Source organism: Paenibacillus herberti (assembly GCF_002233675.1).
Lineage (GTDB): Bacteria > Bacillota > Bacilli > Paenibacillales > Paenibacillaceae > Paenibacillus_O > Paenibacillus_O herberti.
Window position 1 is genome coordinate 1,788,539 of record NZ_NMUQ01000001.1, and the last position, 25,698, is coordinate 1,814,236.

A 25,698-nucleotide genomic window follows, 5' to 3' on the forward strand; every position below is an offset into this window, starting at 1 on the left:
ATCAATAAAAAAAGCCACCCCGAAGGGTGGCACGCACTCATGATGAGTGCTTAAGTAGGATAGGAGTGGAGAGAAACCATACTGTACCTTTATTATATGTATCCGTTTACAATTTGTCAATAAGCGTTTTCATTTTAAATTTTGAGGAACAAATTCCACTTTCAGGACGTCAAAAAGCCCCAGCAGCACCGGGGCTTTTTGTCTATTAAGTAACTCTTACGACGTAATTAAACGCCTCTAGCACTTCAACTGCCTGATCCAGATCGCCTTGTGTGCGGAAGCTCAGTCTGAGCACACCCGGTACATCCATACGGGTCTCGATAATTTGAAGATTACTCAGGCTGATATTCCGGTTGCCGAGCTCGGTGGCGATTTTGCCGATAATACCAGGATGATCCGGTACATCCATATAACATTCGTAAATGGATTGCAGCACACCCTTACGACGCTCCGGCAAGCTGCTACGGAACTCTCCTGCGCTACGGAATGCTCCACTGATTGCCTCGCCATCCTCTGAACGAAGAATGTCTGCAAGCCGATTGAGCTCTCCTCCCCACTCTTCCAGCAGACGCAACACGATTACCCGATTCTCAAGCAGAATATCCCGCCAAACGATAGGATCGCTGGAAGCGATGCGCGTAATATCGCGGAATCCGCCAGCAGCAAGCATCGCATAACCGCCGTTGCCCTCATTATAACGACTCACCTGATTAACAAGCGCTGCCGCAATGAGATGCGGCAAATGGCTGATCGCGCCGACAATCTCGTCATGTTCTTTTGGGTTCATATGCACGATTTTGGCGCGAGTAAGGCGCAGCAGATAGCTCAGTCGGTCCACTGCCTCGGGAGGTGTATTCTCATCCGGTGTAAGTACATAGTACGCATTCTCGAACAGAATCGCACTCGCTGCCTCCACGCCCGCACGCTCTGAGCCTGCCATGGGATGGCCGCCGATAAAAACGGCGTCTCCCCATTTAATAGTTGAAACCGCGGCTGCCACGCCGGCCTTCGTGCTGCCAACATCCGTCAGGATACATCCGCTTTTGAGAGGCATGAGACTTATGCGCTGCGCGTAGTCCGTCAGCATGCCTACCGGTACACATAGAAAAATATAATCAGCGCCGTGCACCGCTTCTTCGAGCGATGTCGTCGCTTCATCAACTACACCTAAACGCACATACTTATCCGCCGATTCCTGGCGGTAGGAATACCCTGTTACCCGTAGGCCGGGCTGTCCTTTAAAACAAAGGGCAAGAGAGCCGCCGATAAGGCCAGCTCCGATAATCGCTATTTTAGTCATCAACTTACTGCCGCACCGCCGCTTCCTTCAATACTTCCTCCAAAGCAGAGATGAATTTGCGGTTCGCTTCGGCTGTACCGATCGACACTCGCAAATAAGTCGGAGACTTGGCCCATCCAGCACGGGTAATGAAACCGCGACGCAGCAGAAGATCAAACGCCTCACGAGAAGGCATACCGACGTCGACCATAATGAAATTGGCCTGTGTCGGGTAGTAGGAGAGTCCCAAGCGAGCAAATTCGCCCTGCAAGTAATCCCGCTGCTGCAGGTTGTTCTCACGGCAGCTGCTGACGAATTCTTGGTCGCCAAGCGCAGCCTTGGCCGCAGCCTGAGCTACACGCGCCGTATTAAACGGCTCGCGTACAAGATTAATCGAATGGATAACATCCGGCTGAGCGATACCGTAACCGATGCGCAGCGCAGCCAAGCCGTATATTTTTGAGAAGGTGCGAAGTAGAATTAGGTTCGGGTAACGCTCCAACAGCTTGATGCTGTCCGGGTATTCTGGATCGTCGACAAAATGGCAGTAAGCCTCGTCCAACACGCATAAAACATGTCCCGGCAGCTTATCCATGAACTCGACCAGCTCCGCCTCGGTCACGATTGTACCCGTCGGATTGTTCGGAGAGCAGACCCAGATAAGCTTCGTCTTGTCGGTCACCGCTGCCAGCATCGCCGGTAAATCCTGCCGTCCGTCGATGAGTGGAATCTCTTTGAGAACCGCATTCTCAACCTCTGCATTATGACGGTATTGCGAGAAAGTCTCGTCAGCCATTACCGTCTCGTCTCCAGGCTCCAGATAAGCGCGCGCGAGCATGAGGATAATCTCGTCTGCACCGTTGCCCCAGATCAACTGATTCGGGTGGACGCCGAGATGCTGCGCCATCGCAGCTGTCAGCTCCACGCTCGCTCCATCCGGATAAATGCTGCTGTTGTCGATCTCCGCTATAATAGCCTGCTTGGCGCTAGGAGAGCTGCCATATGGATTTTCGTTGGAGGCAAGCTTGATGACCTCAGTCAGGCCAAGCTCCCGTTTAACATCCTCTACCGGCTTCCCTGGCTGGTAGACTGGCAAATGGACGATATTTCGTTTGGTCTTCATGGATGGTTCACCTCATAAAAAGTAGGATTCCGCTTCACGCGTCATGCCTTCTATTGTCTCATAATTGACGTGAAGTTGAAAGCACTTTAAAGCGGTGCACCAAGTCAGATTCGCAAAGAGGCAACAAAACGGCCGATTTGCGAGATGCCGTCCCTGTATGTGTCTTCTTTTAGCAACAGTGGCAATGCTTCCTCTACCTGGCGAACGATCGCGCTTCCTACGATAACACCGTCGGCATGTTTGCTCATCCGCTCTACCTGGTCACGGCTGCTGATACCGAAGCCGACTGCAATTGGCAGCGGCGTCGCTTCGCGCACCGACTGTAGGAATTCTTCGATGCCGCTGTGGAACTCACTGCGCATGCCGGTCACGCCGAGCGAGCTGACACAATAGACAAAACCTTGCGCCAAGGCTGCGATGCGCTGCACTCTGGCTTTGGAGGTTGGAGCGACTAACGGGATGAGATGAATGCCGGCTTCTGCCGCCATCTCACGCACCTCGCCGTCCTCTTCGATCGGCAGATCAGGAATAATGAGGCCGCTGATCCCTTTTTCATGAATGAGGGTGAAGAATCGCTCCAAGCCATATTGCAAAATAGGATTAAAATAGCTGAACAGTATGAACGGCATCTTAACGCCAGCCGCTGCTGCTTGAGCGGCAACCTCGACGCATGCCTCCAGCGTTACCGGCCCACGGAGCGCGCGCTCCGAGGCTTGCTGGATGACCGGCCCGTCCGCAAGCGGATCGGAATAAGGAACACCAAGCTCCACCATATCCGCGCCGCTCCGCTCCAGCTCGATGATGATATCCACTGTCGTTTTCAGATCGGGATCACCTGTAGTTATAAACGGAATGAGCGCCGTGCGGCCTTCTGACTTCAGCTTGTGGAAAACCTCATCAATGCGATTCATGCTTTTGTCCTCCCAAATAGCTCATAATCGCTTCCACGTCCTTGTCGCCGCGCCCGGACAGGGAGACAACAATCGTCTGATCAGGGGGCAATGTTGGAGCCAGCTTCATGACCTGGGCGATCGCATGCGCCGATTCCAGCGCCGGAATGATACCCTCGGTGCGGCTCAGCAGCTGCAGTGCCTCCAAAGCTTCCGCGTCCGTTACTGGAACATACTCTGCTCGGCCTGAATCTTTGAGATAAGCATGCTCGGGTCCGATACCCGGATAATCCAGTCCAGCCGAGATGGAATGAGCTGGTTGAACCTGTCCCGCATCGTCTTGAAGCACATAGCTGAGAGAACCTTGGAATACGCCATGGCGACCGAGCGTCATCGTTGCTGCATGCTCAAGTGTATCAATGCCGCGTCCAGCTGCCTCGACACCGACCAGCTTCACCGACTCGTCCCCTACAAATGGATAAAAAATACCAATTGCATTGCTGCCTCCGCCTACAGCGGCTACAACATAGTCCGGAAGACGGCCTTCCTCACGCAGAATCTGCTCTCTGGCTTCATCGCCGATAATGCGCTGGAAGTCGCGCACCATCATCGGATAAGGATGCGGTCCTGTAACGGAGCCAAGAATATAGTAGGTGTCATCCACATGGCTGACCCAATAACGCAGCGTTTCGTTACAAGCATCCTTCAGCGTACGCGTTCCGGACAGTACCGGCACGACCTCCGCTCCCAGCAGCTGCATACGGAATACGTTCAATTGCTGGCGCTTTGTGTCTTCCTCACCCATGAATACTTTACATTCCATGCCGAGCAGCGCAGCGATAGTCGCCGAGGCGACGCCATGTTGGCCAGCTCCGGTTTCAGCGATAATTTTCTTTTTGCCCATCCGTTTGGCCAGGACGCCTTGTCCGATCGTATTGTTGATCTTATGTGCGCCAGTGTGGTTGAGATCCTCACGCTTCAGCAAAATCTTGGCGCCGCCCAGATGCTGCGTCAAACGCTCCGCGTAGTACAACGAGGTGGGACGTCCGGAATACTTGCTAAGCAAATAGCGGACCTCTTCCTGGAATTTCGGATCATTGGAATAATGTTTATAAGCTTCCTCCAATTCAAAAAGCGCGTTCATCAACGTTTCCGGCACATAACGTCCACCGAATTTGCCAAAGCGCCCGTTCCCATCAGGTACCTTATTCATAGTTGCTTCACCCTTCCCGTAAATGCCCGGATCAGCTCCGGTGATTTTTGTCCGTCCTGCTCTACGCCGCTTGATACATCGATCCCGTCTGGACGATAACCCTCTATCAGCTCGCCGACATTCTCGGGATGAAGCCCGCCTGCGGCGAAAAGAGGCACCCCAGCCTCACGCGCCGCCTGTTGATAGGCCGGGAGCAGCTCCCAGTCGAACGTCCGGCCTGTTCCTCCTCCGGCCGTGTCCAGCAGCAGCGCGCTAACGCCTGCCGCTGCATAATCTCGCACCAGCTCCGCTGGTGTTGGTCCGCTGCCTTGGGCTCCGCCGACATGGCCGGCATGCAGCGCCTTCCATACGGGGCGTCCTGTTGCCGCAGCCGCGGCCGCGCAATCCGCGGGGCTCTCCGCGCCGTGCAGCTGGACGATGTCCAGGCCGGCTGCGTCAGCGGCACGCGCCAGCTCATACGCAGGCGCGTTCACGAACACGCCTGCGGCTAGCGGTGCGCGGCGCCCAGCCGCGCGTGCCGCCTCGCGCATAGCGGCGATCAGCTCGCGCGCCTGCGCCGGGCTGATTTGCCGCTTGCTCGGCGCGAGGATGAAGCCGGCATAATCGGCCGGCAGCTCGCCGAGCAGGCGGGCAGCAGCCGCATCGCGGATGCCGCAAATTTTGAGCAGCGGCATGCCGCTCTGCATAGGCTGGCGCGGCGATGAGTCTACCGGCAGGCTCCCGCCCTGCGGTAAGCTTTCCTCATGCGGCGTGCCTTGCAAGCACCCGCCCTGCAGCGAGCCCTCCTGCGCCCCCACCGACTCGCTCATCGCTTCGTAACTGGGCCGAGCAACTGCTCAACCGCCTCGCCAGGATCAAGCTGGCGCATGAAATGCTCGCCTACGAGCACGCCGCTAGCTCCTGTGCCACGGATATACTCGATATCTTCTGGCTGCGAAATCGAGCTTTCGCTGATGACGCTAACGCCTGCCGGCACCATGCGCATCAGCCGCTCCGTCGTCTCCAGACTCGTCTCAAACGTATGCAAATTGCGATTGTTGATGCCGACGAGCTTAGCAATACCGACGTCAAGCACAAGATCCATCTCCCGCTCATCGTGAACCTCTACAAGCACATCCATGCCGATTGACTCGGCAATCTCATGCAGCGCCTTCAGCTCCGAGCGCTTCAAAATCGCCGCGATCAGCAACACCGCATCCGCACCTATAATCCGCGCCTCATACACCTGACGATAATCGATTAAAAAATCCTTACGCAGCAGCGGCAGCGATACAGCACCGCGGATAGAGGTTAAGTACTCGGGCGCACCCTGAAAATAATCCCGATCCGTCAACACCGAAATACAGTCTGCACCTGCCTGCTCATACGTGCGCGCCAGCTCCACAGGATGGAAATCCTCGCGGATCAGTCCTTTGGACGGCGAGGCTTTTTTCACCTCAGCGATGAGACCTGTATCCCGATGACGCTCTATTGTAACAGAACGGATGAAGCCGCGACACGGCTCCAAGCCGGATATTTCACGTTCGTAAGTATTGAGGTTGAAGCTTCTTGCAAGCTCCCCCACCTCATTTTTTTTCGTTTGCACAATTCGCTCAAGAAACATGGGCCAGCTCTCCTGTCTTCTGAATAAGCTGCTGGAGCTTAGCCCCAGCCAAGCCGCTGTCGATGACCGCGCGCGCTTTGTGTACGCCTTCGGCCAGCGTTCCCGCCGCACCTCCGGTAAAAATGCACGCTCCCGCATTCATCAGCACGATATCGCGATATGCACCCTGCTCCTCGCAGCTGAAAATCCGGCGGATAATCTCCGCATTTTCCTGAGGTGATCCGCCTTGAATCGCCGATAACGGCCAGCGGTTAATCCCCGCTTCCTCCGGCGTCAGGTCATACGTGCGCACCTTGCCGTCTTCGCCTAGCTCCGACACTGTAGTCGCAGCGCTGATACTGATCTCGTCCAGCCCGTCATAGCTGGAGACAACGAGCGCTCTTTTCAGCCCAAGGCTGCCGAGTACTTCAGCTACCGTTGCGGTGCGCGAGCGATCATACAGACCGAGCAGCTGTCGATCTGCTCCTGCTGGATTGGTCAGCGGCCCCAATAGGTTGAAAATCGTCCGGAAGCCAAGCTCACGGCGAGGTCCAGCCGCATGACGGAGCGAAGGATGATACAGCTGTGCGAACAGGAAACAGATGCCAATATCTTCTAGGCAAGCTGCCGCCTGCTTTTCATCCAGGCCGATGTTCACGCCAAGGGCCTCCAGCACATCCGCGCTGCCTGCCTTGCCGCTCATCGCCCGGTTGCCGTGTTTGGCTACCCTCACACCTGCCGCAGCTGCAATAATCGATGAAGCTGTAGAAATATTAAACTTATGAATGCCGGAGCCGCCAGTGCCGCATGTATCCAGCAACCCTTCCTGCACCGTATCGACATGTCGGGAGAAGCTGCGCATGACTTCCGCAAAACCGCTGATTTCATCGATCGTTTCGCCTTTCATTCGCAGCGCCGTCACAACACCCGCAATCTGCGCAGATGTCGCCTGGCCGTCCATGATCTGACGCATAACATCGCCTGCATCGCCGCGGCTGAGATTTTCGCCCCCGATCAGCTTGTTCAGCGCTCCTTGCATCGTAATTCCTTGAACTGCTTCCATCATGACCGCTCCTCCCTTCCTGCCGTTACAAAATAATCGCTATTGATTTGCGGAAGCGCCTGCTCCTCATGGCGTCGTTGCCCGAATGCCGCTTCGGCCGTGCGAATCGCCTTCAGCATACCCTTCGCCTTGTTGACGGTCTCCTCGTATTCTTTCTCCGGAACGGAGTCCCAGACGATGCCCGCCCCAGCTTGCACATAGGCCTTGCCGCCTTTGAAAATAATCGTGCGAATCGTAATGCATGTATCCATGCTCCGACCGCTGAAGCCGAAATAACCGATCGCCCCGGCATAAGCGCCTCTGGCTTCATGCTCAAGCTCTGCGATGATTTCCATCGCCCGCAGCTTTGGAGCGCCGGAGACCGTACCTGCCGGCAGGCAACTGATAAAGGCATCAAAGAAATCCTTATCTTCTCTCATCTGCCCCTTCACATTGGAAACGATATGCATCACATGAGAATAACGCTCAATTTGCATAAAAGAATCGCAGCGCACGCTGCCAAACTCCGCTACGCGTCCAATATCGTTGCGCCCCAGGTCAACGAGCATCAGATGCTCCGCGCGCTCCTTCTCGTCGGCGAGCAGATCCGCCTCAAGCTCGCGATCTTCCTCTTCGTTGCGGCCGCGCGGCCTTGTGCCGGCGATCGGACGCGTTTCAACCTTGCCGTCCGACACTTTAACAAGTGCTTCGGGTGAAGTTCCGACGATCACTTCATCGTCCATTTTGAGATAGTACATATATGGAGATGGATTCATCGTCCGCAAAATCCGGTACACCTGCAGCGGATCAACATCCGTTTCGATATGGAAGCGCTGGGACAACACCACCTGGAAAATATCCCCGGACCGAATGTATTCCTTCGCCGACTCCACATTGGAGAGAAATTGCTCCTTGGTCAGGTTGGAGCGAATGTCGCCTAGCTCTGGGTCATCTGGAAGCGGTCCTCCAGCCGTCGCCAAGAGTGGAACCGGCTGCCGCAGCTTTTCAAGAGTCCCCTCGATTTTCGTCAGCGTATCATGGTAAGCACGCTCGATATCGGTATCCGTCGCTGCTTCTGGAATATGAACATTGCCGATTACGCCGATTTGCTGTTTGAAATGATCAAACACGATCATAGAATCGCAGAACATGAACTGCATATCGTCCATCATCAAGTCATCATGACGATGCTTCGGCAGCTTCTCATAATACTGCAGCAGGTCGTAACCGAAAAATCCTACAGCTCCGCCGCTGAACGAGGGAATACCAGGCAGCTCAGGACTACGATAGGCTTGCAGTTGCGCCTTAAGCAGCTCAAGTGGCCGCTCTCCTCCAAGCTCCAGCTGTTCACCGCGCTTTTCCAGCACCATACGACCGTTTTTGCCATGAAGCATCATGAACGGATCCATGCCGATAAAGGAGTGGCGCGCCCACTTGGCTCCGCCCTCTACGCTCTCCAGCAGGAAAGCTCTCTTTTCTGCTGCAAAATGCTGAAATAAACGGATGGGCGTTTCGGTATCAGCCAGCAAATAGCGTGCTACTGGGATGAGATTGTAACGTCCAGCTAGGCGGATTATCGTTTCCAACTCTTGATTCATCGTCATCATCTCCATGCCATAGGGTAGGGATAAAACCCGGGTCAAAGCAAAAAGCTCCCGCAGGGCGGGAGCTGATGGAGACATGGAATAGGTCAAGTTCAAGCGCTAAATGGAGGAAACCTAGTCTAAATACACGACATGCACAAAATCATGCACTCGGCACATTAGAATAATCCCTGCCATACTCGCCTGCTCAACTAAGCTCATCTCTGCTCATCTATCAGACTCCCCGTCACTCCTGGCCCTCTTGCCGCCGGACATGATTGGGGACTGTCTGTTAAGTCCACCCGGATCTTGCTTGCTATCCTGACTATACAGGAGCGCTCAAGCTGCCGTCAAGCCGGAGTTGCATTATTGCTAGGCGGTGCTGACTGCTCCGCAGCTCCATTTATTATGGAGCTTTTGTAACGCTCAGATCAGGGCGAAGCACTCTGGCGCCGCGTAAGTAAACATGCTTGATTTCCTTTTGCGTCAGCTCCGTGTTCACCGTAACCATCAAGCGAATACAACGCTCCAGACTGCCCTTGACCGGCACCTCTACCGCACACATAAGAGGTACGAGATCCCATCCTTGCAAGCCCCTAATAGCGCGCGCTGGGAAGGTGGCATCCAAATCGGTAGTTACCGTGATCATCACGCTGCAAATATCTTCTGGATCGATACGATTATCGGCGACGATCGCCTCCAGCATCTCCGAAGTTGCGTCCAAAATATCTTTTTCCTCATTGTGGTCAACCGTAATGGCTCCACGAATTCCTCTTACACTCATGTCCAGCTTTCCTCCCGCTTTAGCCTCTCCACAATAGCAAATATCCACTCGCTGCGAATGTCATTTCTGATCTCGACTTTACCGATTGCCGTTGGCACAACAAACACCAGTTTGCCTTCGCCAAATTTCTTGTCATGCATCAATGCTTCCATAATCCGGTCTGTATTCAAATGCTCCGGCAAAGTGGTCGGCAATCCGACCAGTCCGAGCGCACGGCGGGTCCGCTCGTAAACTTCAATCGGCGCGCCTAGCTGTACGCCAAGCATCGCTGAACCGATCATACCGATCGATATCGCTTCACCGTGTTGAAGCTCATTGTAGCCAGCTACCGCTTCTAGCGCATGACCAATCGTATGCCCCAGATTAAGAATCGCCCGCAAACCTTGCTCCGTCTCGTCTTCGGACACGACCGCCGCCTTCACCGAACAACCTTTGTAAAGCGCGTACCCTAGCGCCTCCGGGTCCAGTGCCAGCAGACGTTCGGCGTTGTCGTCACACCATTTCACGAACTCCTCATCCCAGATGAGACCATGCTTAATGACTTCAGCCAGTCCAGAACGAACCTCGCGCGGAGGCAGAGATTTCAAAGTGTCCAGGTCGTAAAGAACGAGCTCTGGCTGGTGAAACGCCCCGATAATATTTTTGGCCTTGGGGTGGTTTACCGCCACCTTGCCGCCAACACTGCTGTCATGCGCCAAAATCGTTGTTGGAATCTGCACGAAACGAACGCCGCGCATATAAGCAGCAGCAACATAACCCGCCAGATCCCCGACTACTCCACCGCCGAGAGCGATGACTGCCGACTTGCGATCTAGGCCAACTTCCAACGCTTTCGTAATGATGGATTGAAATACGTCCAGCGACTTAGACTGCTCACCCGCTGGTACTACGAAAGATACAGGATTGAACCCGCTTGCCTCCAAAGTGGAGGTAAGTGAATCCAGATAGAGCGGTCCCACCCTATCGTCGGTGACGATCAATAGCGGGGATTTTGTGCTCAGACCATGCTTCAGCAGCAGATCGCCAGCGCGGGTCAGCAAGCCTTCACCGATATAAATCGGATAAGACCGCTCCTCCAAATTAACTGTTAGCTCACGCAACCCGTTTTCCCCCTCATCAATAAGGCCCAAAAATGATGCCGTTGCTTTAATACAGCGACGCTTTTAAGAGATCAAGCGTCATGCTGCGCCAAGACGAACTGTTCCACTTTTCGGCGGAAATTCGCTACTCGCCGTCAGTGCCCAGCCCTGTTCGCATCAGGCCATCCATCCAAACTTTCTTTGCCCATTATAGTATAGGCGCCCAGGTTTGACAAGAAAGTAAGCCCGGCCACAAGGCCGGGCTTACTGGAGCTAACTCAACCTTTACGCCGGTAAAAAAAAGTATCGGCGGATTCCAGACCGTACTCAGCGGGAGAGAAAATCTGCTCCGTGCTGCCGACGAATAGAATCCCGCCAGGCTTCAAGGCGTCTGCGAATTTGCGGTAAAGCAACGTTTTGGCTTCTTCCGTGAAGTAAATCATGACATTACGACAAATAATAAGATCATAAGGCCCATTAAAGGAGTCGTCCAGCAGATTATGCTGCTTGAAACGGATGATTTTACGCAGCTCCGGCTTCACCGTATAACCTGCGTGACTTGCGCTGAAGTATTTGTCCAGCAGCGGGCGAGGTACATCCTTGATCGAACGGGTGTGATACTCACCCGACTGTGCTTTGGCCAGCACACCCCGATCCAGATCCGTGGCGTCGATCTCAGATCTCGCAGCAGCACCTAGCTCCTCCAGAAGAATAGACAATGTATACGGCTCTTCACCGGTCGAGCAAGCTGCGCTCCAACAGCGAAGCTTCGTCGTTTTCCCCAGCAAATCCGGCAGGAAACGGCTGTGCAGAACTTCCCAGCGGCTTGGGTTGCGCCAAAATTCGGATACGTTGATGGTCATCCGGTCGAGGAATTCATCCATCAGCTCCGGCGACTTGCGCAGCGCATCCCAATAAGCGGCGAACGTCGTATAGCCATACCGCATGCGCAGCGTTGTGAGGCGCCGCTTCATTTGATTTTCTTTGTACTGGGACAAATCAATCCGGGTTTGGGTGCGAATCTGTTCGATGAAGCGATTGAAATCCGCATCCGCTCCGCTTACGACATCAGATCCAGCGTGCAAGGGTTCGTTCATAGCTAACGATCTCCTCCGGCGTAAACCAAAGTGAAATCTCCCTCTCGGCGTTATCGGGAGAATCGGATCCATGGATAAGATTCAAGTTCGTATGTACGGCATAATCCGAGCGAATCGTGCCAGGCGCAGCTTCCACCGCATCCGTTTTGCCGATCATCGCCCGCGTAAGAGCAATAACATTATCGGCTTCCCATATCATCGCGAACACGGGCCCGCCAGTAATAAACGTAATCAACTTTTCATAAAACGGTTTGCCCTTATGCTCGGCGTAATGGGTTTCGGCCAGCTCCTCGCTGACGAGCATGAACTTCGCACCGACAAGCTGAAGGCCTTTTTTCTCGAAACGAGTCATGATTTCGCCGATGAGACCTCTTTGTACGCCGTCAGGCTTGACCATAATCAAGGTTCTTTCCATGCGGTTCCCTCCTGGTTCGCTGGACACCCAACTGCCGCCACGGCGGACGGTCAGTAGCTGCGTTTATTGATAAAATGGGCGATGTCAGTCAGATTCTTCTTCGCCGGCAAGTTCGGAAGTCCTGCCAGCGCGGTCAAAGCTTTTGAGGTAAAGCGCTCCGCCATCTCCTCGGCAATGGCTACGCCACCGCTCGAACGGATTAAATGAATGGCTGCATGTGTATCTCCATGCCCTTCACTCTCGCGAATCGCGCGAATCTCTGCCAATAGCGGCTCACGGCGCGCCGGCTCTTGAAGCGCAAGCAGCACGGGCAATGTAATATTGCCTTGGCGAATATCAGAGCCCGGCGGTTTGCCGATCTGCTTCTCCGTACCGAGCAGATCCAGCAGATCGTCGCGGATTTGAAATGCCATGCCCGTATTGTAGCCGAATTGGTAGAGGAGATTGCTTGTTCTGCGATCTGCGCCGGAAGCGATAGCCCCCATTTGGCAGCTGATCGCAATCAGCAGGGCTGTTTTGCGGCGAATACGCCGCAGGTAGTTGCGTACAGACTGCTCCGTATTGAAGAAATCGCGAACTTGCTCCATCTCACCGATACACATCTGCACCATCGCCCGCGCCAGAACCCGATGAAGCTCAGGGTCCTTGGATTCGGTCATAAGTATAAGCGCTTTGGCGTAAATGTAATCTCCGGTATACATCGCGATGCGGTTATCCCATTTGGCTCCAACTGTTGGCTGGCCGCGGCGGGTCCGTGCATTGTCGATTACATCGTCATGCACTAGGCTGGCGCTATGGATCAGCTCAAGCGTCACTGCCACGCGCTGAAGCTCCTCAAGCCGATAGTCGCCGAAGCGGCCGGCGAGCAGCACGAACACAGGGCGGATACGCTTGCCCCCTGCCTGCAGTAGATGCAAAGAGGACTCACCAAGCAGGCTCGTATCCTCGGCTACAGCTGCTTCCAGCTGCCGCTCGATTCCGTTTAGCTCGCCTTTCATTTTGGCATAAAGATCTAGCAGTTTCATTCGTTCACCTGCCTGTGGATAATTGCGAATTCATAAATTCCAGCACTGCCTTGCCGTCAACGAGCCCAAGCTCATGCGCGTAGCGATAATAAAGCTCTAACCCCTCGCGGAGCTCCGGTCCAAAGTCATACTGCAGGCCGGTAAAATATTCGGTCCAATAAGCTTTAGTGCCGCCGATTGAAGCAACCGCCCGCTGCACGAGCGGCTCCAAGTTCGCCGTACTTCTGCGCCTGCTTGCCAGCAGGTCCTCATGAATGCGCAACACTTCGCTTCGGGAGTTCTCGACAGCTTCCCGCCGAGCGGCGACAACCGCGTAAGTCATGCCGAGTCCCGTCCATTCTTTCCATTCGCGGCCAAGGTCCATGACCTCCAGGCCATGAGACTCCCATGACGCCCGAATAGCGCTATCGCCGATAAGCAGAGCCGCATCATTATCCTTCAGCATCGCCCCAAGATCGGGTTTCATCACGGTATATTCCGGATTGCCGTCATAGCGCAGACGCAAGATCATTTTGAGCAGGCTCACCGACGTAGCCGAAGTGTCCGTCATGGCAATTTTACCGCGTAGAACTTCCTTCAGCGGCTTTTTGAGAAAGAGCAGTATGGATCGCACCGGGCCAACTGTACCCACTGATAGCCCCGGTAAAAGCACATAACGCTGCGGCTCCATTCCGTAAATAAAGGAGGAGACGGCCGAAACGCCAAGCTCCCCCTGCTGCAGCATGCGATTCAAGCCTGAAGGCACACTACGCACGATACGGTAATCCTCTGTTTCGTCCGGCACATAATGAAAAAGCGGCCAGGCATTCGTGTAGTCAATTCTGCCGACTCCGATCGGTCTGCTGTTAGCCACGCCCATCATCTCCCCACCGACGGAACAAGTCATGCTCTAGTCCCATCAGATCAAGCAGCTTGCCCACTAGAAAATCAACGAGGTCCTCCATCGTTCGAGGTCCGTAATAGAAAGCCGGCATTGCCGGCACGATAGAAACGCCCATCCGCGACAGCTTGAGCATATTCTCCAGGTGAATCGCATGAAGCGGAGTCTCCCGGGGAACGAGCAGCAGCCTGCGGCCTTCTTTCATCATCACATCCGCCGCACGGGTCATCAGATTATCCGACGAACCATGCGCCACTGCAGACAACGTACCCATCGAGCAAGGCACGATGACCATTCCTTCCATCCGGTAGGAGCCGCTGGCGATGTTCGCCCCGATGTCTCCACTGGGATACATCCTCAATCTGCCGTCTTCTGCTGCTTGTCCGAATGCTTGACGAATCGCTTCCTGCCTTCGCGTAGCATCCCAACCGAGCTCTTCCTTAAGCACTCTCCAACCTGCATCACTGATTACAAGTCCAACCTCGCAGCCTACTTTCAGCAGCTCTTCCACCAAACGAACGCCATAAATCGCTCCGCTTGCCCCTGTAATGCCGACAGCCCAGCGTACCGGACGCCTTGTCTCCCCCGTCATGCCCATGCTCTCAGCACCGTAAGATCAAGCAGTGTGAATACAAGCATCGTAATACTGAGCCAACCGTTCATGGTAAAAAAGGCTGTTTGCAGACGACTCATGTCATCTGGACCAAGTATTAGATGTTCATAGAACAGGATGCCGATGGAAATCAATGCACCCGCCAGGTAAATCCAGCTAAGGTCGGTCATAAAGAAGAGTGCGATGAAACAAACCGCTGTTACGAGATGGAAACACTTAGCCAGCATCAGAGAACGCTTGACTCCAAAGCGAGCCGGAATAGAATACACTTTCTCATTACGATCGAAAACGATGTCCTGCAGGGCATAGATCGTATCGAAGCCAGACAGCCAGAAAACAATGCCGATGTAGAACACCCAGGCCGCAGGCGCGAATTCGCCTGTGACCGCAATCCAGCCGCCGAGTGGTGCTAGGCCGATCGTCAAGCCGAGAATGATATGGCAGAGCCAAGTAAAACGCTTGGCATAGGAATAGATGACCAAGAAAAATACCGCAATCGGCATGAGCTTGATACAAACCGGATCGAGCTTAGACGCCGCCCAGAAAAAGAGGACAAAGCTCAGGACAACGAAAAGCACAACCTCGCCGGTTTTCAGCAAGCCGGCAGGCAGTGCCCTCTTTTCGGTCCGCGGGTTTTTGAGATCGATTGCTTTGTCGATCAGCCGGTTGAGGCCCATAGCGGCGCTGCGAGCGCCAATCATAGCCAGAGTAATCCAGCCGGCCTCCGCCCAAGAAGGAAGCCGCCCTTCCATCGTCACTGCACCGAGCAGCATACCGATATAAGCGAACGGCAGGGCAAAGATGGTATGCTCAAATTTAATCATTTCTAAAAAGATGCGTACTTTGCGGATCATTTCCCGTCTGTCCCCTTCGTTCCGATATGAAGCGCCGCAATGCCGCCGGTCAGGGGATCTGCGCTTACCGATTCCAGTCCGGTCTCGCGGAAAATTACCGCAAGTTCATTCCGTCCCGGGAATGCCTTTAAAGAATCAGGCAACCACTTGTACTGTTCATAAGACTTGGCAACCAGCTTGCCGACGCGGGGCAGCAGCTTTTCGAAGTAGAAGTAATAAATCCCCTTGAAAGGCTGCCAGGTCGGCTTGGACAGCTCCAGGCATACAACCTTACCGCCTGGTTTCACGACGCGTTTCATTTCACGAAGCACCTGATGAAGATCAGGAACATTGCGCAAGCCGAAGCCGATCGTTGCATAGTCGAAGCTATTGTCCGGGTAGGGAAGCACCATTGCGTTGCCCTGAACGAGCGTAATCTGGTCGCCGAGCTTCTCCTGGTTGACCTTATTCTGGCCGACATCCAGCATCGCTTGGCTGAAATCAAGGCCAATAATCTTGCCGTTGCCGCTCGCTTTGGCAATTGCAAGCGTCCAGTCGCATGTACCGCAGCAAAGGTCAATCGCCGTTTCTCCCGGACGCACATTCATCTTGCGCATGGTGAATTTCCGCCAAGCTTTGTGCTGGCGGAAGCTGAGCAAATCGTTCATCATGTCATATTTAGGAGCGATCTTCTGAAATACGGAATGGACATGTGTTTCCTTGGAGCTTGAGTTCATCTCTGTTGTCACCTCACTTCACCTGCCGCTCCAGCAGCCGCTCCCGCGGCGGGGCGAAGCAGCATCTCTCCAATGAGAGCCGTCTCCTTCGCCAGCTTGGCCGGAACCAGTGAACCCGCAAGCTGCCCGAATTGAGCTGCGCATGCGCCAAGCTTGTCCGCCAGCAAAGAAGCCAGGCCGTATTTTTTGATCATAAGTGCTGCTACGCCAGCTCCCCGCTTCGCTTCCTCCTGAAGCATCCGCTTGTCCTGAGACTCGCCATGCTCCACAACGAACCAGTAACCCCAGCCGTCATAGAAACTGCCGGAGTGATCCAGCTTATTCCTCTCTTCAGAGAGAACCTCCAGCCTGGATAGGGTGCGTACAAGCTCCTCCCAAGCAGGTTTCAGCCGCTCTTCAATCAGCTCGGAAAAGCTGAGGAGCAGTTCACCTCGGATATTGCTCTGCAGCTCCAGATAATCCTCTGATGGGAGCTGCCCTCTCTTGATCCGTTGGTACAGATCCGTCTTGAAGAGATTGGCCTCGCAAATAGCTCTGCTAAGGCGCTGGATCATCTCAATCTGCCCGGCGCCTGCCAGTAGCTGATAGAATCGGCCGCTAAAATAATCGCCTGCCAGAACGCGCAGCTGTCTCTGACGCATCTGCATCATTCCACGTTCACCGGCTTCTATATCCACCTCATCGTGGGTGTCCAGCCCTAGCTGGACGAGTGATACAGCAAGGGATTGAACCTCCCTATGCTCCGCCGCTGGCCCATATTGCAAGAAACTGCTCAAAAGCCGAATACGTGCGTCTGGAAACGGAGGCAAATCCGCGTAGCGCTGAATCATGTCATGCTTCGTATACTTTTTGGCTAAATCGGGTATTCGGTAATCTGTCATGAGGTAAGCCTCCGAACCTAACGGCGAGACACAACCGTTCCATAATCTAAACTATTATAGCACAATCGTGGCATAGAAGCACAAAAGCAAAACGGCATGAAAGCCCTTGCCAGAGTATGCTCCTTCTGCTGAACTAACTACTCTTTTGTTCCGGCTTAGCCCGGAAATAGACCAGCCTGAGCCGCGACTGCCATAGGCGATCTGAACCCAGTTGGATGCCACTCCAGTCACGCAGCGTCTCCGGCTTGATCCATGGGTCCCAACGCCTCAAGTCAGCGGCGGCAATTAGGATGCCTTCGGAAGTTTCCAATCTGGCCAGCAGACGGGTCACATTCGAGCTGCGAAGGAAACTGAGCTGGGCTAGCCCCAGCAGATCCTCCCGCCAGAACGCCTCCTCTAAACTTCCGCTTGCGCGCTTCAGATCCACCCTAAGTACGCTTCCATTCCAGTCTACCCGCTGCAAACGCTGCGAAAAGCCGAGCGCCTGCAGTTCATCCACTAAATTCGCTTGGTTAAGCGGCTCAGGCAGCTCCGTGCGAAATACCGCTCTGTTTTCGCCGTTTACGGCTCCACCATCAAACGGCAGCTGCGCCAGCAGCAAAATGGCGGCAATTGCCGCCATCGCTGCCCCGGCCATCCGTCCCCACGCCCCTGCTCTCATACGAGCCAAGCCTCCCTCTCCCGACTGCTTCCGGACAACATTACCGGTCTATACAGCCAGTATACGGGGACAGGTTCAATTTCATGAGCTTCAAGGCTTCAAAGTGGATAACTTTCGTAAATTCTCACGAGGAGAACCTTCATGAATTCTCATGAGGACAACTTTCGTGAATTCTCAATCGCAAAAAAAAGCAGGCCTGCGCCTGCTCCATCATTCTCCCGACTCAACCGTGCCATAGGGGGTCATGATTGTCGCCCGGCCCCTAATCTTGATTGCGGAAGTATGATCTGTGAACTGAGCGATTAGCACCTCGCCTTTGTCCAGCTTTTCGGTATGGTGAAAGCGGGTGTCCGTGCCACGAGTCAATCCGATGACCTGGACTCCCTGATCCTTGGCCTTAATGACGATGTAATCTGCTTCCTGCTGCCCCATGATTGTCTCCTCCTTCGCCCGGTAATCCGGACATCATGTTCCTCTAGAAAAAACTGCTCTCCCGATCAGCATCAGGAAAGCAGTTCAGGCTATTATGTATGGTCGGAGTAACAGGATATGAACCTGTGACCTCACCCACCCCAAGTAAACGGGATGACCACTACTTAATTGTTTCCCCGGTTTATTCAGTAAATTCATGTTAGTGCACTAATCATTTAACAGTATAGAGAGGTCCATTAGGTTTGTAAAGAGGACTACTTATAAGCACAGGCTCAACTTTATAGCCTGATAAATTTAGCGTGCTTCTGTTCTCACCATGCTCTCATCCATTCTGGGAAAGCATTTTTGCTCAACACCCGCTAACGGAACTCAGAGAGCTTATTCCCCGTCAAACACAGGGTTCGAATTATTTAACGGAACTGAGAAACGTTATTTGAATCAAAGATGATGATATTACCTCGCAATCCCCTCTATAGCTTCTCTGAGTTCCGTTACGCTTAAAAAGTCCTCCGTTTTGCTCCAATAAGGCTTCTCAGTCCCGTTATAAATTGAGATTCATAAACTAGCGAGTCTCAAAGCGCCTCAGCTTGATCATTCATGTACAAGCAAAGCGATTACTTCATTTATTGCAGCAGCGATCATGCTTATGAATTAGCAAAAAAGCTTATTCAATACAATCAAGCCTATTTTCATTGCTTTTACTTCTTGAATTTAGCTTTAACAAGTACTATTACTCCACCGATAAAAATCCCAATAATGGCCCATGTCACAATAAATAATATCGAATCCATGCTGTAGACTCCCTTGTTGTTGCTATATTAGTGAATGAAGTGACCATGCACATATGTTGAACCGGGCATTTAATCCCCAGTACCTCTTCGATTAAACAATACAATTTCACATCAATTATAACTTAACCCCATCTTCCCAGTAAATCAGCCAATTAGTGAACACTTCAGCACATCACAGATCTTTTTTAGCATTTGCTGTTCAATTACCAAAAGTAAATATAGCCAATTATGTTATAATTAATGAATATGAAAAAGTAGCTTTAAAACTACTAATACGCTCTTATACATTTCAGGGGGGTAGAGCTTGCTCATATTCGCTATAATCTTAAATATTTTCGCTCTAACAGTTGTAGTTCACAAAATTATTCATTCGATTCATAACAAAAGTAATGTTGTTGAAACACTGTTCTTATTCTTCTCCAGTGGCAATGTATCTTTTATGATTGGACTATTTGAGAAAAGCCTACGTTTATTTTTCATGTCAATTAATGTCGTGTTACTTCTTGTTTATCTGTTAATACTTATCAAGAAAAAAAAAGAATAAAGAGTAAAAGATAATTTAGTCTAAAAGATACAACGAAGAATGTGGGTGGTGGTCTTTATTAGAATCATCAATTTCTTAATAGATACAATTATTTTCATCGGTGTTTTTGTCGTACTCTTCATTTTACTCCGCTTCTTTTTTGCTCAATTTAATGTGCTCAGCGGTACTATGAATGTAATCCAAATACTCTCCCTTGGCGGTATTATTATTGCATCATTTGTTTTAACTGCATTTATTTCAGAATATAGATCCAAATGAAATTTCACAAAAAATGCAACCAGCTTGATAGTGGTTGCATTTTTGCTTACCTGCTGTGTTTGAGTTTATTGAAGAGGCATTCGACCAAATGCCGCTCTTTAAACAACCACCAGTCAATCTTTCGCTAAATTGTCCGATGCTTAGAGCGGATCATCCAGAACATGGCATTCAGCATCTTTCCGCTATCTATTGCCGAGCGCCCCCTGTGGATATAGTTCTGGCGGCAAGAGGTCGTTCACTTTTCCCCATCGGTCATCACGGATCTCGTATCGTTTTCTCATACGAATTGGCAAGGAAAAGCCGCTCGTTTTCCGAAAGGAAAACTGAGCGGCAGAAGGAAGCTTTAGTTATTTTTTAATTCCAGCATTCTGATAACCATTGCGACCGCCTCTGCTCGAGTGGCAGATGTGCCAGGATCAAACTTTCCATCTTCTCTTCCGCTTACAAATCCCGCCTTATATGCAGCGGCGACATAAGGTCTCGCCCATTCCGGTATCTGCTTTGCATCGGTAAACATCGTTACTGGCGCCTTAAGCTCAACCTTGATCTCAAGCGCTCTCGTAATCATGACAACCATTTCGAGTCGAGTCATGCTTTCTCCTGTTCGGAAGGTGTCATCTTCAAATCCGTTAATAATGCCCCTTTGGACCAATTGAGAAACGTATGGTCTGGCCCATTTCGGTATGCTCGCTTGGTCGGCAAACTCTGGCTCTCCACTTTCCACATCATTCAGTTTCAGTGCTCTTCCTAGCAGAGCTGCAAATTCACCTCGCGTTGTTATTCGGCCCGGCTGGAATGTGCCGTCAGCAAATCCCTTGACGATATCGAGTTTAACCGCTTTTTGAATGACTTGCGCTGCCCAATGCCCAGCATCCACGTCCGGCCATTCAACCTTCTCTTCATGCTGCCCTGGCTCATTTCCAGGTTCAGCGCTCGGTGTTGGCGTTGCTGTTGGTATTGGTATTGGTATTGGTATTGGTATTGGTATTGGTATTGGTATTGCTGTTGGCGTCGGCGTTGCTGTTGGCGTCGGCGTTGCTGTTGGCGTCGGCGTTGCTGTTGGCGTCGGCGTTGCTGTTGGCGTCGGCGTTGCTGTTGGCGTCGGCGTTGCTGTCGGCGTCGGTGCATCATTAAGAATGATTTCATTAATCCTAGTCCAACGTGATGCTTCTTCTTTTACAGTAAGACGAACGTACTTAACTTGTACTCCGCTAACTTCGACCGTCTGCCTATTTAATTTATCCATCTCTCCTACTGTAACCCAATTTGTTCCATCCATAGAAACTTCAATATCTGATTTAGCCAGCAGGTCCGTAGTATTCTCTGATATCAGTGTAATTGAATGCAATTGCAGTGGATGGCTTAGTTCTAATTGAATATAATCGCCAATGTTCTGTGCAGAGCTAATCCAAGTAAACGTATTTAAATCGCCATCAGCAGCATTTTGCCATGCATATTCCGTTTTCCATGGTTGCTTATTTGCAGATACAACAATTGTCGGTGTTACGGTTGGCGTTGGTGTCGGTGTTACGGTCGGTGTCGGTGTCGGTGTTGGCGTTGGTGTAGACGTTGGTGTAGGGGCTGGCGTATCATTAAGAGCTATTTCATTAATCAAAGTCCAACGTGATGCTTCTTCTTTTACAGTAAGACGAACGTACTTAACTTGTACTTGGCTAACGGTGATTGTCTGCCTGTTTAATTTATCCATTTCTCCTATTTTAGCCCAATTTGTTCCATCCATAGAAACTTCAACATCTGATTTAGCCAGCAGGTCCGTAGTATTAACTGAAGTTAGTGAAACTGAATGTAATTGCAGCGGATCTCTTAATTCTAATTGAATGTAATCGCCAATGTTCTGAGCAGAGTTAATCCAAGTGAACGTATTTAAATCGCCATCAGCAGCATTTTGCCATGAATATTCTGGTTTCCATGGTTGCTTGTTTGCAGTTACAACAATGGTATTACCGGATTCCACTAAACCATCCATAGCAGCTTGTAACGCAGCCGTTGCAGCTGCCAATTCTTCCGCAGTCTCGCTGGTATCCAAAGCAACTTCGGCAGCTCCAATTGCTACTTGCAGAGCTTCGAAAGAATCCACTGTATACTTTCCGTTGGCATTGGGCAACGCCCTAGCTTTTTTCACCAGATCGACCAATCCGGAATTATTGATTATTGGGGAAGTAAACTGGTAGCTGCCGGATTGAAGCTCATAGACCGCATTGCCATTCTCGTATTTAACAAATGTGACTCCAGCGGACTCCGATGCCTGCTTCCCGCCTTCCAGAACTGCACTCTCAGAGGCAGCAGGGATGTACAGGGTAGCCGTAGTGTTCGCCGGTACCGTCGCGCTGTACGTAAACATGTCATTGTTGACGTTCCACGAGCTGACAATCCGTCCGTACACAGAATCGTAGTAGCCTTGAGCCGAAGTCATGACTTTATCCGGATCGGGAGTAGGCTGCAAAATGAAATGTTTGAAACCCGGATTATTCTGATCGCGCTGTATACCCAGCGAATACGCCATCATCCATTGACCGACAGCCCCGAAGGAATAATGGTTGAATGAGTTCATATTATTGTAGCGGCCGAAACCATTTTCTTTTGTATATGAATCCAATCGCTCCCAAATCGTGGTTGCGCCTTGTTTTACGGAATACAACCAAGACGGATAAGAGGTTTGCTGCAGTTGACGATAGGCTAAATCGCTATGTCCTCCGTCTGATAGCGCTTTGCTGATCCACGCTGTTCCGATAAAACCGGTCATCAAAGAATAGTCGGGAAGTAGTGCCTTATTGTCATCGATATTTTGACGCGTTACCGTATTTGCGAGATTTTCATTCATGACAGCAATGTTCTCATCACTGAAGGCTCCAAGAGCTAATGGAACGGCATAGGAAGTTTGTGTATCCATAAGCGTACCGTCGGATCTGACCGTTTTTTTGACAGGTTTGTTATCGACATTCACGACTTTCACGAATGTGTTATTAAAGTAATTCTTTCGTTCGTTGTATGAGGCCCAATATTTTGCAGCATCTTGCGATTGACCGAGAACTTCCGCGGTTTTAGCCATGATCCACAGATCGTAAACGTGATAGGCTGTCGTCAGAAATATCGGTTCATTCTGTTCGTATTGAGGACTAAGCCAGTCACCCAGCCTCGCATCATAAGGGTAATTGGTACTTAAGTAATCCATGTATTTCTTCATAGAATCGTAATGCTGTCTCAAAACAGCTACATTGCCATATTGTTGATATACTTCCCAAGGTATGGTAATGCCCGCACTTCCCCACAGAATTCCACCGAAGCCGTTTTGGCCTGGTGTAGCGTCTTTGAATCTGCCACTCGAATCCTGGGAATCGCGCAAAGCCAACAATTGACGAGTAAGGAATTGGTCCGCATCCGTAATATAGGTACCTGTTCTCGAAAACACCGAAATGTCGCCGGACCAAGCCATGCGCTCATTGCGCTGCGGGGAGTCCGTAGGAATGCTAAGGAAGTTTCCGCGAGTGGACCAGTTAATATTTTGCCACAGCCTGTTCACTTCACTATTTGATGATTCATAATGAGAAGCTTCATTTTTCATAGAGCTGATAACCAGTCCCTGCACGGCATCTACCGGCAACGGTTCATCAATACCCGTTATCTCAATATAACGATAGCCATGAAAGGTAAATCGCGGCTGTATAACTTCATCTCCACCCTTGAGAATGTAAGTATCCTGGGCATGGGCAGCCCGAATATTTTCCAACATGATCATGCCGACGTTTGCCCCGTATTGCGGCAGGTTCGGATAAAGCACCTCAGCATAGCGCATCGTGATTTTCTGACCGGCGATACCGTTCTTAATCGTGATTTTAGGTACACCCGCCATATTCTGTCCCATATCATACACATAGACCTTTTGGCCGGGGCGAACGTCCGTTACGCTTTTCGCTGTAAGCGTTTCCACAATACTTGCGTTATCGCCAATTTGACCGATCATCTTCATGTTGTTATAAAGTAAAGGCCACTCCACAAAGGCATTCGTGCTGTCCAGCTTTACCTCGAACGCGCTCTTCCAGTTGCTGTCGTCATATCCCGCCGTGCTCCAACCGTTGATTGCCGCTTCTTTAGTTGCATCATAGTTCTCACCTTGGAAGAAGCTGCCGTATTGGATGGGTCCGTCATTATAGTATTTCCATTCGGTGGGATTTGTTGTAATGACTTTGGTCGATCCGTCGCTATACGTGATAACCAGCTTAGCCACAAGCGATTGACGGTCGCCATAATAGTTCCAGTTGTTCCCGATATAGGAGAAATTGCCGCTCCACCAGCCTTCACCCAGCCAAGCTCCTATTGCATTATCTCCTCCGGAATGGATCATATCTGTAACGTCATAGGTTTGATACATATGAGTCACATTGTACTGGGTATGACCCGGGTTGAAATAGTCTTCACCTACACGTTTGCCGTTAATATACATTTCATATACACCACGGGCTGTAACATATAGGCGGGCTTTTTCAATCTCCTTGTTGTCGGCAGCAAACTCTGTTCGCATCATGGGAACCGAATTTCGGCTTGGGTCTGCCACGGCAAAAATACCACTGGCCCCACCGTCAAGAACATAGGCATCATTTACCACCTTGAATCCTGAATTCGCATTATCCACAAATCCGCTGTAAACGCCGTCGTATGGGATCATTTGACTCAGATTCTCTTTAAACAGCGTACTAGAAGGTTTTCGATAATTGTACACTTCGAGGTTAGAGAAGGAGGCCTTTTGCCCTGCATCCATCTTAAAACCGATATCGGCTAACATCGGGAAGCTGATAAAATCGCCGCTTGCACCCAAAGGATTGAGTTTTGCGCTCATGATTCGGTTACTTTCACCTGTTCCATTTACATATATCATGCATTGCTCAAGGTTTTCCTCTAAATAAAAGTTGTGTGCGTTATATTTGTTATCCTTGTTGATTAACGTCAATGGAATAGTGCCCGTACTAATCGGAGTATCCGACTTATCGCCAGGAGCATAGCCCACTCGATAAATATTGAACTTAGCTAGACCTTGAGCAGAGCCATCTACCGCCGAAATATCAAGTTCGAATTTAAGATAGCTTTGATTTTTTCCGCTCTGGATATTGTAAATATTCTTATTTTTGTCCATCAAACGGCTATCATTTGCGCCAAGTACAAAGCCTGCTTTTGTACTGTTCGAATCGCTGTCCAGCTTCATGCTGTATTTCACCTTAAATACGGACAGGGAGTGTGAAAATAGCACCATATCATCCTGACTGCCGCCAATCCAGGTTGCGCCATTCCATGCTGAAAGTTCTGGATTCATCAGACCTGTTTCAAACCATGAAGCTCCCGTAGCGGAATCTCCGTTTTGATCCCAAACGGTAACCGTCCAACTGTACTTGGTTGCTGCCCGTAAAACTTCACCCACGTAAGAAATACCAACTGAGCCACCACTTGCGACCTTATCTGAGTCCCAAACCACTTTATCTTCGGGATCCTTGACGACGATCTGGTAAGCGGTCTGTGTGTACCCGCGTGCATCGGATGAAACCGCCATTTGCCAGCTAAAGTTTGGCTTGTCCACATCGATTCCGAGCGGTGTTGCGGTTGATTCGACCTTGAGATTGGTAATCGTAACAGCTGAAACGGATGCTGCCAAAGATACTGGACTATAGATGCTGGACACCGAGCCTGCCATCAGGACCATAACAAGAGAAGCCATACTCAACTTGCGTTTGGCATTCGTTAAGGATAAAAAACTCATAGGATCATCCTTCTCTCTTCCTTTTTGTATATGTATCATATCGAGAATAACCCGTTACTTGAAGGAGACAAATGTTACTTGAGGGGTGACCATCTTGACAATAAATAAACCTGAATGCGGTAGTCCGTCCCGGTAGTACGCATTCTTCCACCAGTGCCATCGATTTCCTGAAGTAAACCTTCGAACGGC

21 protein-coding genes are annotated in these 25,698 nt (G+C 51.2%); all 21 read right to left on the reverse strand.

The features are described from left to right. Positions 1-205: 205 nt before the first annotated feature. The gene (locus tag CGZ75_RS08215) at positions 206-1,300 is read right to left on the reverse strand and encodes a prephenate dehydrogenase (protein WP_089524615.1); all 1,095 of its coding nucleotides are present in this window, start codon (positions 1,298-1,300) and stop codon (positions 206-208) included. A gap of 4 nt (positions 1,301-1,304) precedes the next feature. Next, positions 1,305-2,402, reverse strand: a complete 1,098-nt coding sequence (gene hisC / locus CGZ75_RS08220; RefSeq protein WP_089523718.1) for a histidinol-phosphate transaminase — start codon at positions 2,400-2,402, stop codon at positions 1,305-1,307. A 104-nt stretch (positions 2,403-2,506) separates the two neighbouring features. Then, positions 2,507-3,313: a tryptophan synthase subunit alpha gene (gene trpA / locus CGZ75_RS08225; RefSeq protein ID WP_089523719.1), complete on the reverse strand. Its 807-nt coding sequence runs from the start codon at positions 3,311-3,313 to the stop codon at positions 2,507-2,509. After that, entirely contained in the window at positions 3,300-4,505 is a 1,206-nt protein-coding gene (gene trpB / locus CGZ75_RS08230) for a tryptophan synthase subunit beta (RefSeq protein ID WP_089523720.1), read from the reverse strand. Before trpB ends, trpA begins: the two co-directional genes overlap by 14 nt. Continuing rightward, positions 4,502-5,314, reverse strand: a complete 813-nt coding sequence (locus CGZ75_RS08235; RefSeq protein WP_245850746.1) for a phosphoribosylanthranilate isomerase — start codon at positions 5,312-5,314, stop codon at positions 4,502-4,504. Before CGZ75_RS08235 ends, trpB begins: the two co-directional genes overlap by 4 nt. Beyond that, positions 5,311-6,108, reverse strand: coding sequence for an indole-3-glycerol phosphate synthase TrpC (gene trpC, locus CGZ75_RS08240; protein WP_089523721.1), 798 nt, complete (start codon positions 6,106-6,108; stop codon positions 5,311-5,313). Before trpC ends, CGZ75_RS08235 begins: the two co-directional genes overlap by 4 nt. Continuing rightward, the gene (trpD, locus tag CGZ75_RS08245) at positions 6,098-7,150 is read right to left on the reverse strand and encodes an anthranilate phosphoribosyltransferase (RefSeq protein ID WP_089524617.1); all 1,053 of its coding nucleotides are present in this window, start codon (positions 7,148-7,150) and stop codon (positions 6,098-6,100) included. The genes trpC and trpD overlap by 11 nt, the downstream gene beginning before the upstream one ends. Further along, positions 7,150-8,727: an anthranilate synthase component I gene (gene trpE, locus CGZ75_RS08250; protein WP_089523722.1), complete on the reverse strand. Its 1,578-nt coding sequence runs from the start codon at positions 8,725-8,727 to the stop codon at positions 7,150-7,152. Before trpE ends, trpD begins: the two co-directional genes overlap by 1 nt. A 391-nt stretch (positions 8,728-9,118) precedes the next feature. Next, positions 9,119-9,496, reverse strand: coding sequence for a chorismate mutase (gene aroH, locus CGZ75_RS08255; protein WP_089523723.1), 378 nt, complete (start codon positions 9,494-9,496; stop codon positions 9,119-9,121). After that, complete coding sequence (gene aroB / locus CGZ75_RS08260) at positions 9,493-10,596, reverse strand: 3-dehydroquinate synthase (RefSeq protein WP_089523724.1); 1,104 nt, start codon at positions 10,594-10,596, stop codon at positions 9,493-9,495. Before aroB ends, aroH begins: the two co-directional genes overlap by 4 nt. 257 nt (positions 10,597-10,853) lie before the next feature. Further along, positions 10,854-11,672: a CheR family methyltransferase gene (locus CGZ75_RS08265; protein WP_089523725.1), complete on the reverse strand. Its 819-nt coding sequence runs from the start codon at positions 11,670-11,672 to the stop codon at positions 10,854-10,856. Further along, a complete protein-coding gene (gene ndk / locus CGZ75_RS08270) occupies positions 11,644-12,087 on the reverse strand; it encodes a nucleoside-diphosphate kinase (RefSeq protein ID WP_089523726.1) in 444 nt (147 codons plus the stop codon). The genes CGZ75_RS08265 and ndk overlap by 29 nt, the downstream gene beginning before the upstream one ends. Positions 12,088-12,137: 50 nt before the next feature. Then, on the reverse strand, positions 12,138-13,112 hold the full coding sequence (locus tag CGZ75_RS08275; RefSeq protein WP_089523727.1) for a polyprenyl synthetase family protein: 975 nt from the start codon (positions 13,110-13,112) through the stop codon (positions 12,138-12,140). 4 nt (positions 13,113-13,116) lie between these two features. Further along, positions 13,117-13,971: a menaquinone biosynthesis protein gene (locus CGZ75_RS08280; protein ID WP_176444811.1), complete on the reverse strand. Its 855-nt coding sequence runs from the start codon at positions 13,969-13,971 to the stop codon at positions 13,117-13,119. Beyond that, positions 13,958-14,590, reverse strand: coding sequence for a UbiX family flavin prenyltransferase (locus tag CGZ75_RS08285; RefSeq protein ID WP_425436451.1), 633 nt, complete (start codon positions 14,588-14,590; stop codon positions 13,958-13,960). Before CGZ75_RS08285 ends, CGZ75_RS08280 begins: the two co-directional genes overlap by 14 nt. Beyond that, complete coding sequence (locus tag CGZ75_RS08290; protein WP_089523730.1) at positions 14,581-15,459, reverse strand: UbiA-like polyprenyltransferase; 879 nt, start codon at positions 15,457-15,459, stop codon at positions 14,581-14,583. The genes CGZ75_RS08285 and CGZ75_RS08290 overlap by 10 nt, the downstream gene beginning before the upstream one ends. Then, a complete protein-coding gene (locus CGZ75_RS08295; RefSeq protein ID WP_089523731.1) occupies positions 15,456-16,175 on the reverse strand; it encodes a demethylmenaquinone methyltransferase in 720 nt (239 codons plus the stop codon). The genes CGZ75_RS08290 and CGZ75_RS08295 overlap by 4 nt, the downstream gene beginning before the upstream one ends. A gap of 8 nt (positions 16,176-16,183) precedes the next feature. After that, positions 16,184-17,056, reverse strand: a complete 873-nt coding sequence (locus CGZ75_RS08300) for a heptaprenyl diphosphate synthase component 1 (protein ID WP_089523732.1) — start codon at positions 17,054-17,056, stop codon at positions 16,184-16,186. Positions 17,057-17,189: 133 nt separating this feature from the next. Beyond that, the gene (locus CGZ75_RS08305; RefSeq protein ID WP_141136699.1) at positions 17,190-17,717 is read right to left on the reverse strand and encodes a hypothetical protein; all 528 of its coding nucleotides are present in this window, start codon (positions 17,715-17,717) and stop codon (positions 17,190-17,192) included. A gap of 210 nt (positions 17,718-17,927) precedes the next feature. Further along, complete coding sequence (gene mtrB, locus CGZ75_RS08310; protein ID WP_089523734.1) at positions 17,928-18,149, reverse strand: trp RNA-binding attenuation protein MtrB; 222 nt, start codon at positions 18,147-18,149, stop codon at positions 17,928-17,930. A gap of 1,936 nt (positions 18,150-20,085) precedes the next feature. Continuing rightward, positions 20,086-25,509, reverse strand: coding sequence for a family 78 glycoside hydrolase catalytic domain (locus CGZ75_RS08325; protein WP_089523737.1), 5,424 nt, complete (start codon positions 25,507-25,509; stop codon positions 20,086-20,088). Positions 25,510-25,698: the final 189 nt, after the last annotated feature.

Coding starts and splice junctions, on each gene's coding strand:
- trpD (WP_089524617.1), bottom strand. CDS start 7,150: ATGGAAGCAGTTCAAGGAATTACGATGCAAGGAGCGCTGAACAAGCTG.
- trpE (WP_089523722.1), bottom strand. CDS start 8,727: ATGAATCAAGAGTTGGAAACGATAATCCGCCTAGCTGGACGTTACAAT.
- CGZ75_RS08280 (WP_176444811.1), bottom strand. CDS start 13,971: ATGGGCGTGGCTAACAGCAGACCGATCGGAGTCGGCAGAATTGACTAC.
- trpC (WP_089523721.1), bottom strand. CDS start 6,108: ATGTTTCTTGAGCGAATTGTGCAAACGAAAAAAAATGAGGTGGGGGAG.
- CGZ75_RS08235 (WP_245850746.1), bottom strand. CDS start 5,314: ATGAGCGAGTCGGTGGGGGCGCAGGAGGGCTCGCTGCAGGGCGGGTGC.
- CGZ75_RS08325 (WP_089523737.1), bottom strand. CDS start 25,509: ATGAGTTTTTTATCCTTAACGAATGCCAAACGCAAGTTGAGTATGGCT.
- CGZ75_RS08300 (WP_089523732.1), bottom strand. CDS start 17,056: ATGACAGATTACCGAATACCCGATTTAGCCAAAAAGTATACGAAGCAT.
- CGZ75_RS08265 (WP_089523725.1), bottom strand. CDS start 11,672: ATGAACGAACCCTTGCACGCTGGATCTGATGTCGTAAGCGGAGCGGAT.
- hisC (WP_089523718.1), bottom strand. CDS start 2,402: ATGAAGACCAAACGAAATATCGTCCATTTGCCAGTCTACCAGCCAGGG.
- CGZ75_RS08285 (WP_425436451.1), bottom strand. CDS start 14,590: ATGGGCATGACGGGGGAGACAAGGCGTCCGGTACGCTGGGCTGTCGGC.
- CGZ75_RS08295 (WP_089523731.1), bottom strand. CDS start 16,175: ATGAACTCAAGCTCCAAGGAAACACATGTCCATTCCGTATTTCAGAAG.
- ndk (WP_089523726.1), bottom strand. CDS start 12,087: ATGGAAAGAACCTTGATTATGGTCAAGCCTGACGGCGTACAAAGAGGT.
- trpA (WP_089523719.1), bottom strand. CDS start 3,313: ATGAATCGCATTGATGAGGTTTTCCACAAGCTGAAGTCAGAAGGCCGC.
- trpB (WP_089523720.1), bottom strand. CDS start 4,505: ATGAATAAGGTACCTGATGGGAACGGGCGCTTTGGCAAATTCGGTGGA.
- CGZ75_RS08215 (WP_089524615.1), bottom strand. CDS start 1,300: ATGACTAAAATAGCGATTATCGGAGCTGGCCTTATCGGCGGCTCTCTT.
- CGZ75_RS08275 (WP_089523727.1), bottom strand. CDS start 13,112: ATGAAACTGCTAGATCTTTATGCCAAAATGAAAGGCGAGCTAAACGGA.
- aroH (WP_089523723.1), bottom strand. CDS start 9,496: ATGAGTGTAAGAGGAATTCGTGGAGCCATTACGGTTGACCACAATGAG.
- mtrB (WP_089523734.1), bottom strand. CDS start 18,149: ATGGGGCAGCAGGAAGCAGATTACATCGTCATTAAGGCCAAGGATCAG.
- CGZ75_RS08305 (WP_141136699.1), bottom strand. CDS start 17,717: ATGAGAGCAGGGGCGTGGGGACGGATGGCCGGGGCAGCGATGGCGGCA.
- CGZ75_RS08290 (WP_089523730.1), bottom strand. CDS start 15,459: ATGATCCGCAAAGTACGCATCTTTTTAGAAATGATTAAATTTGAGCAT.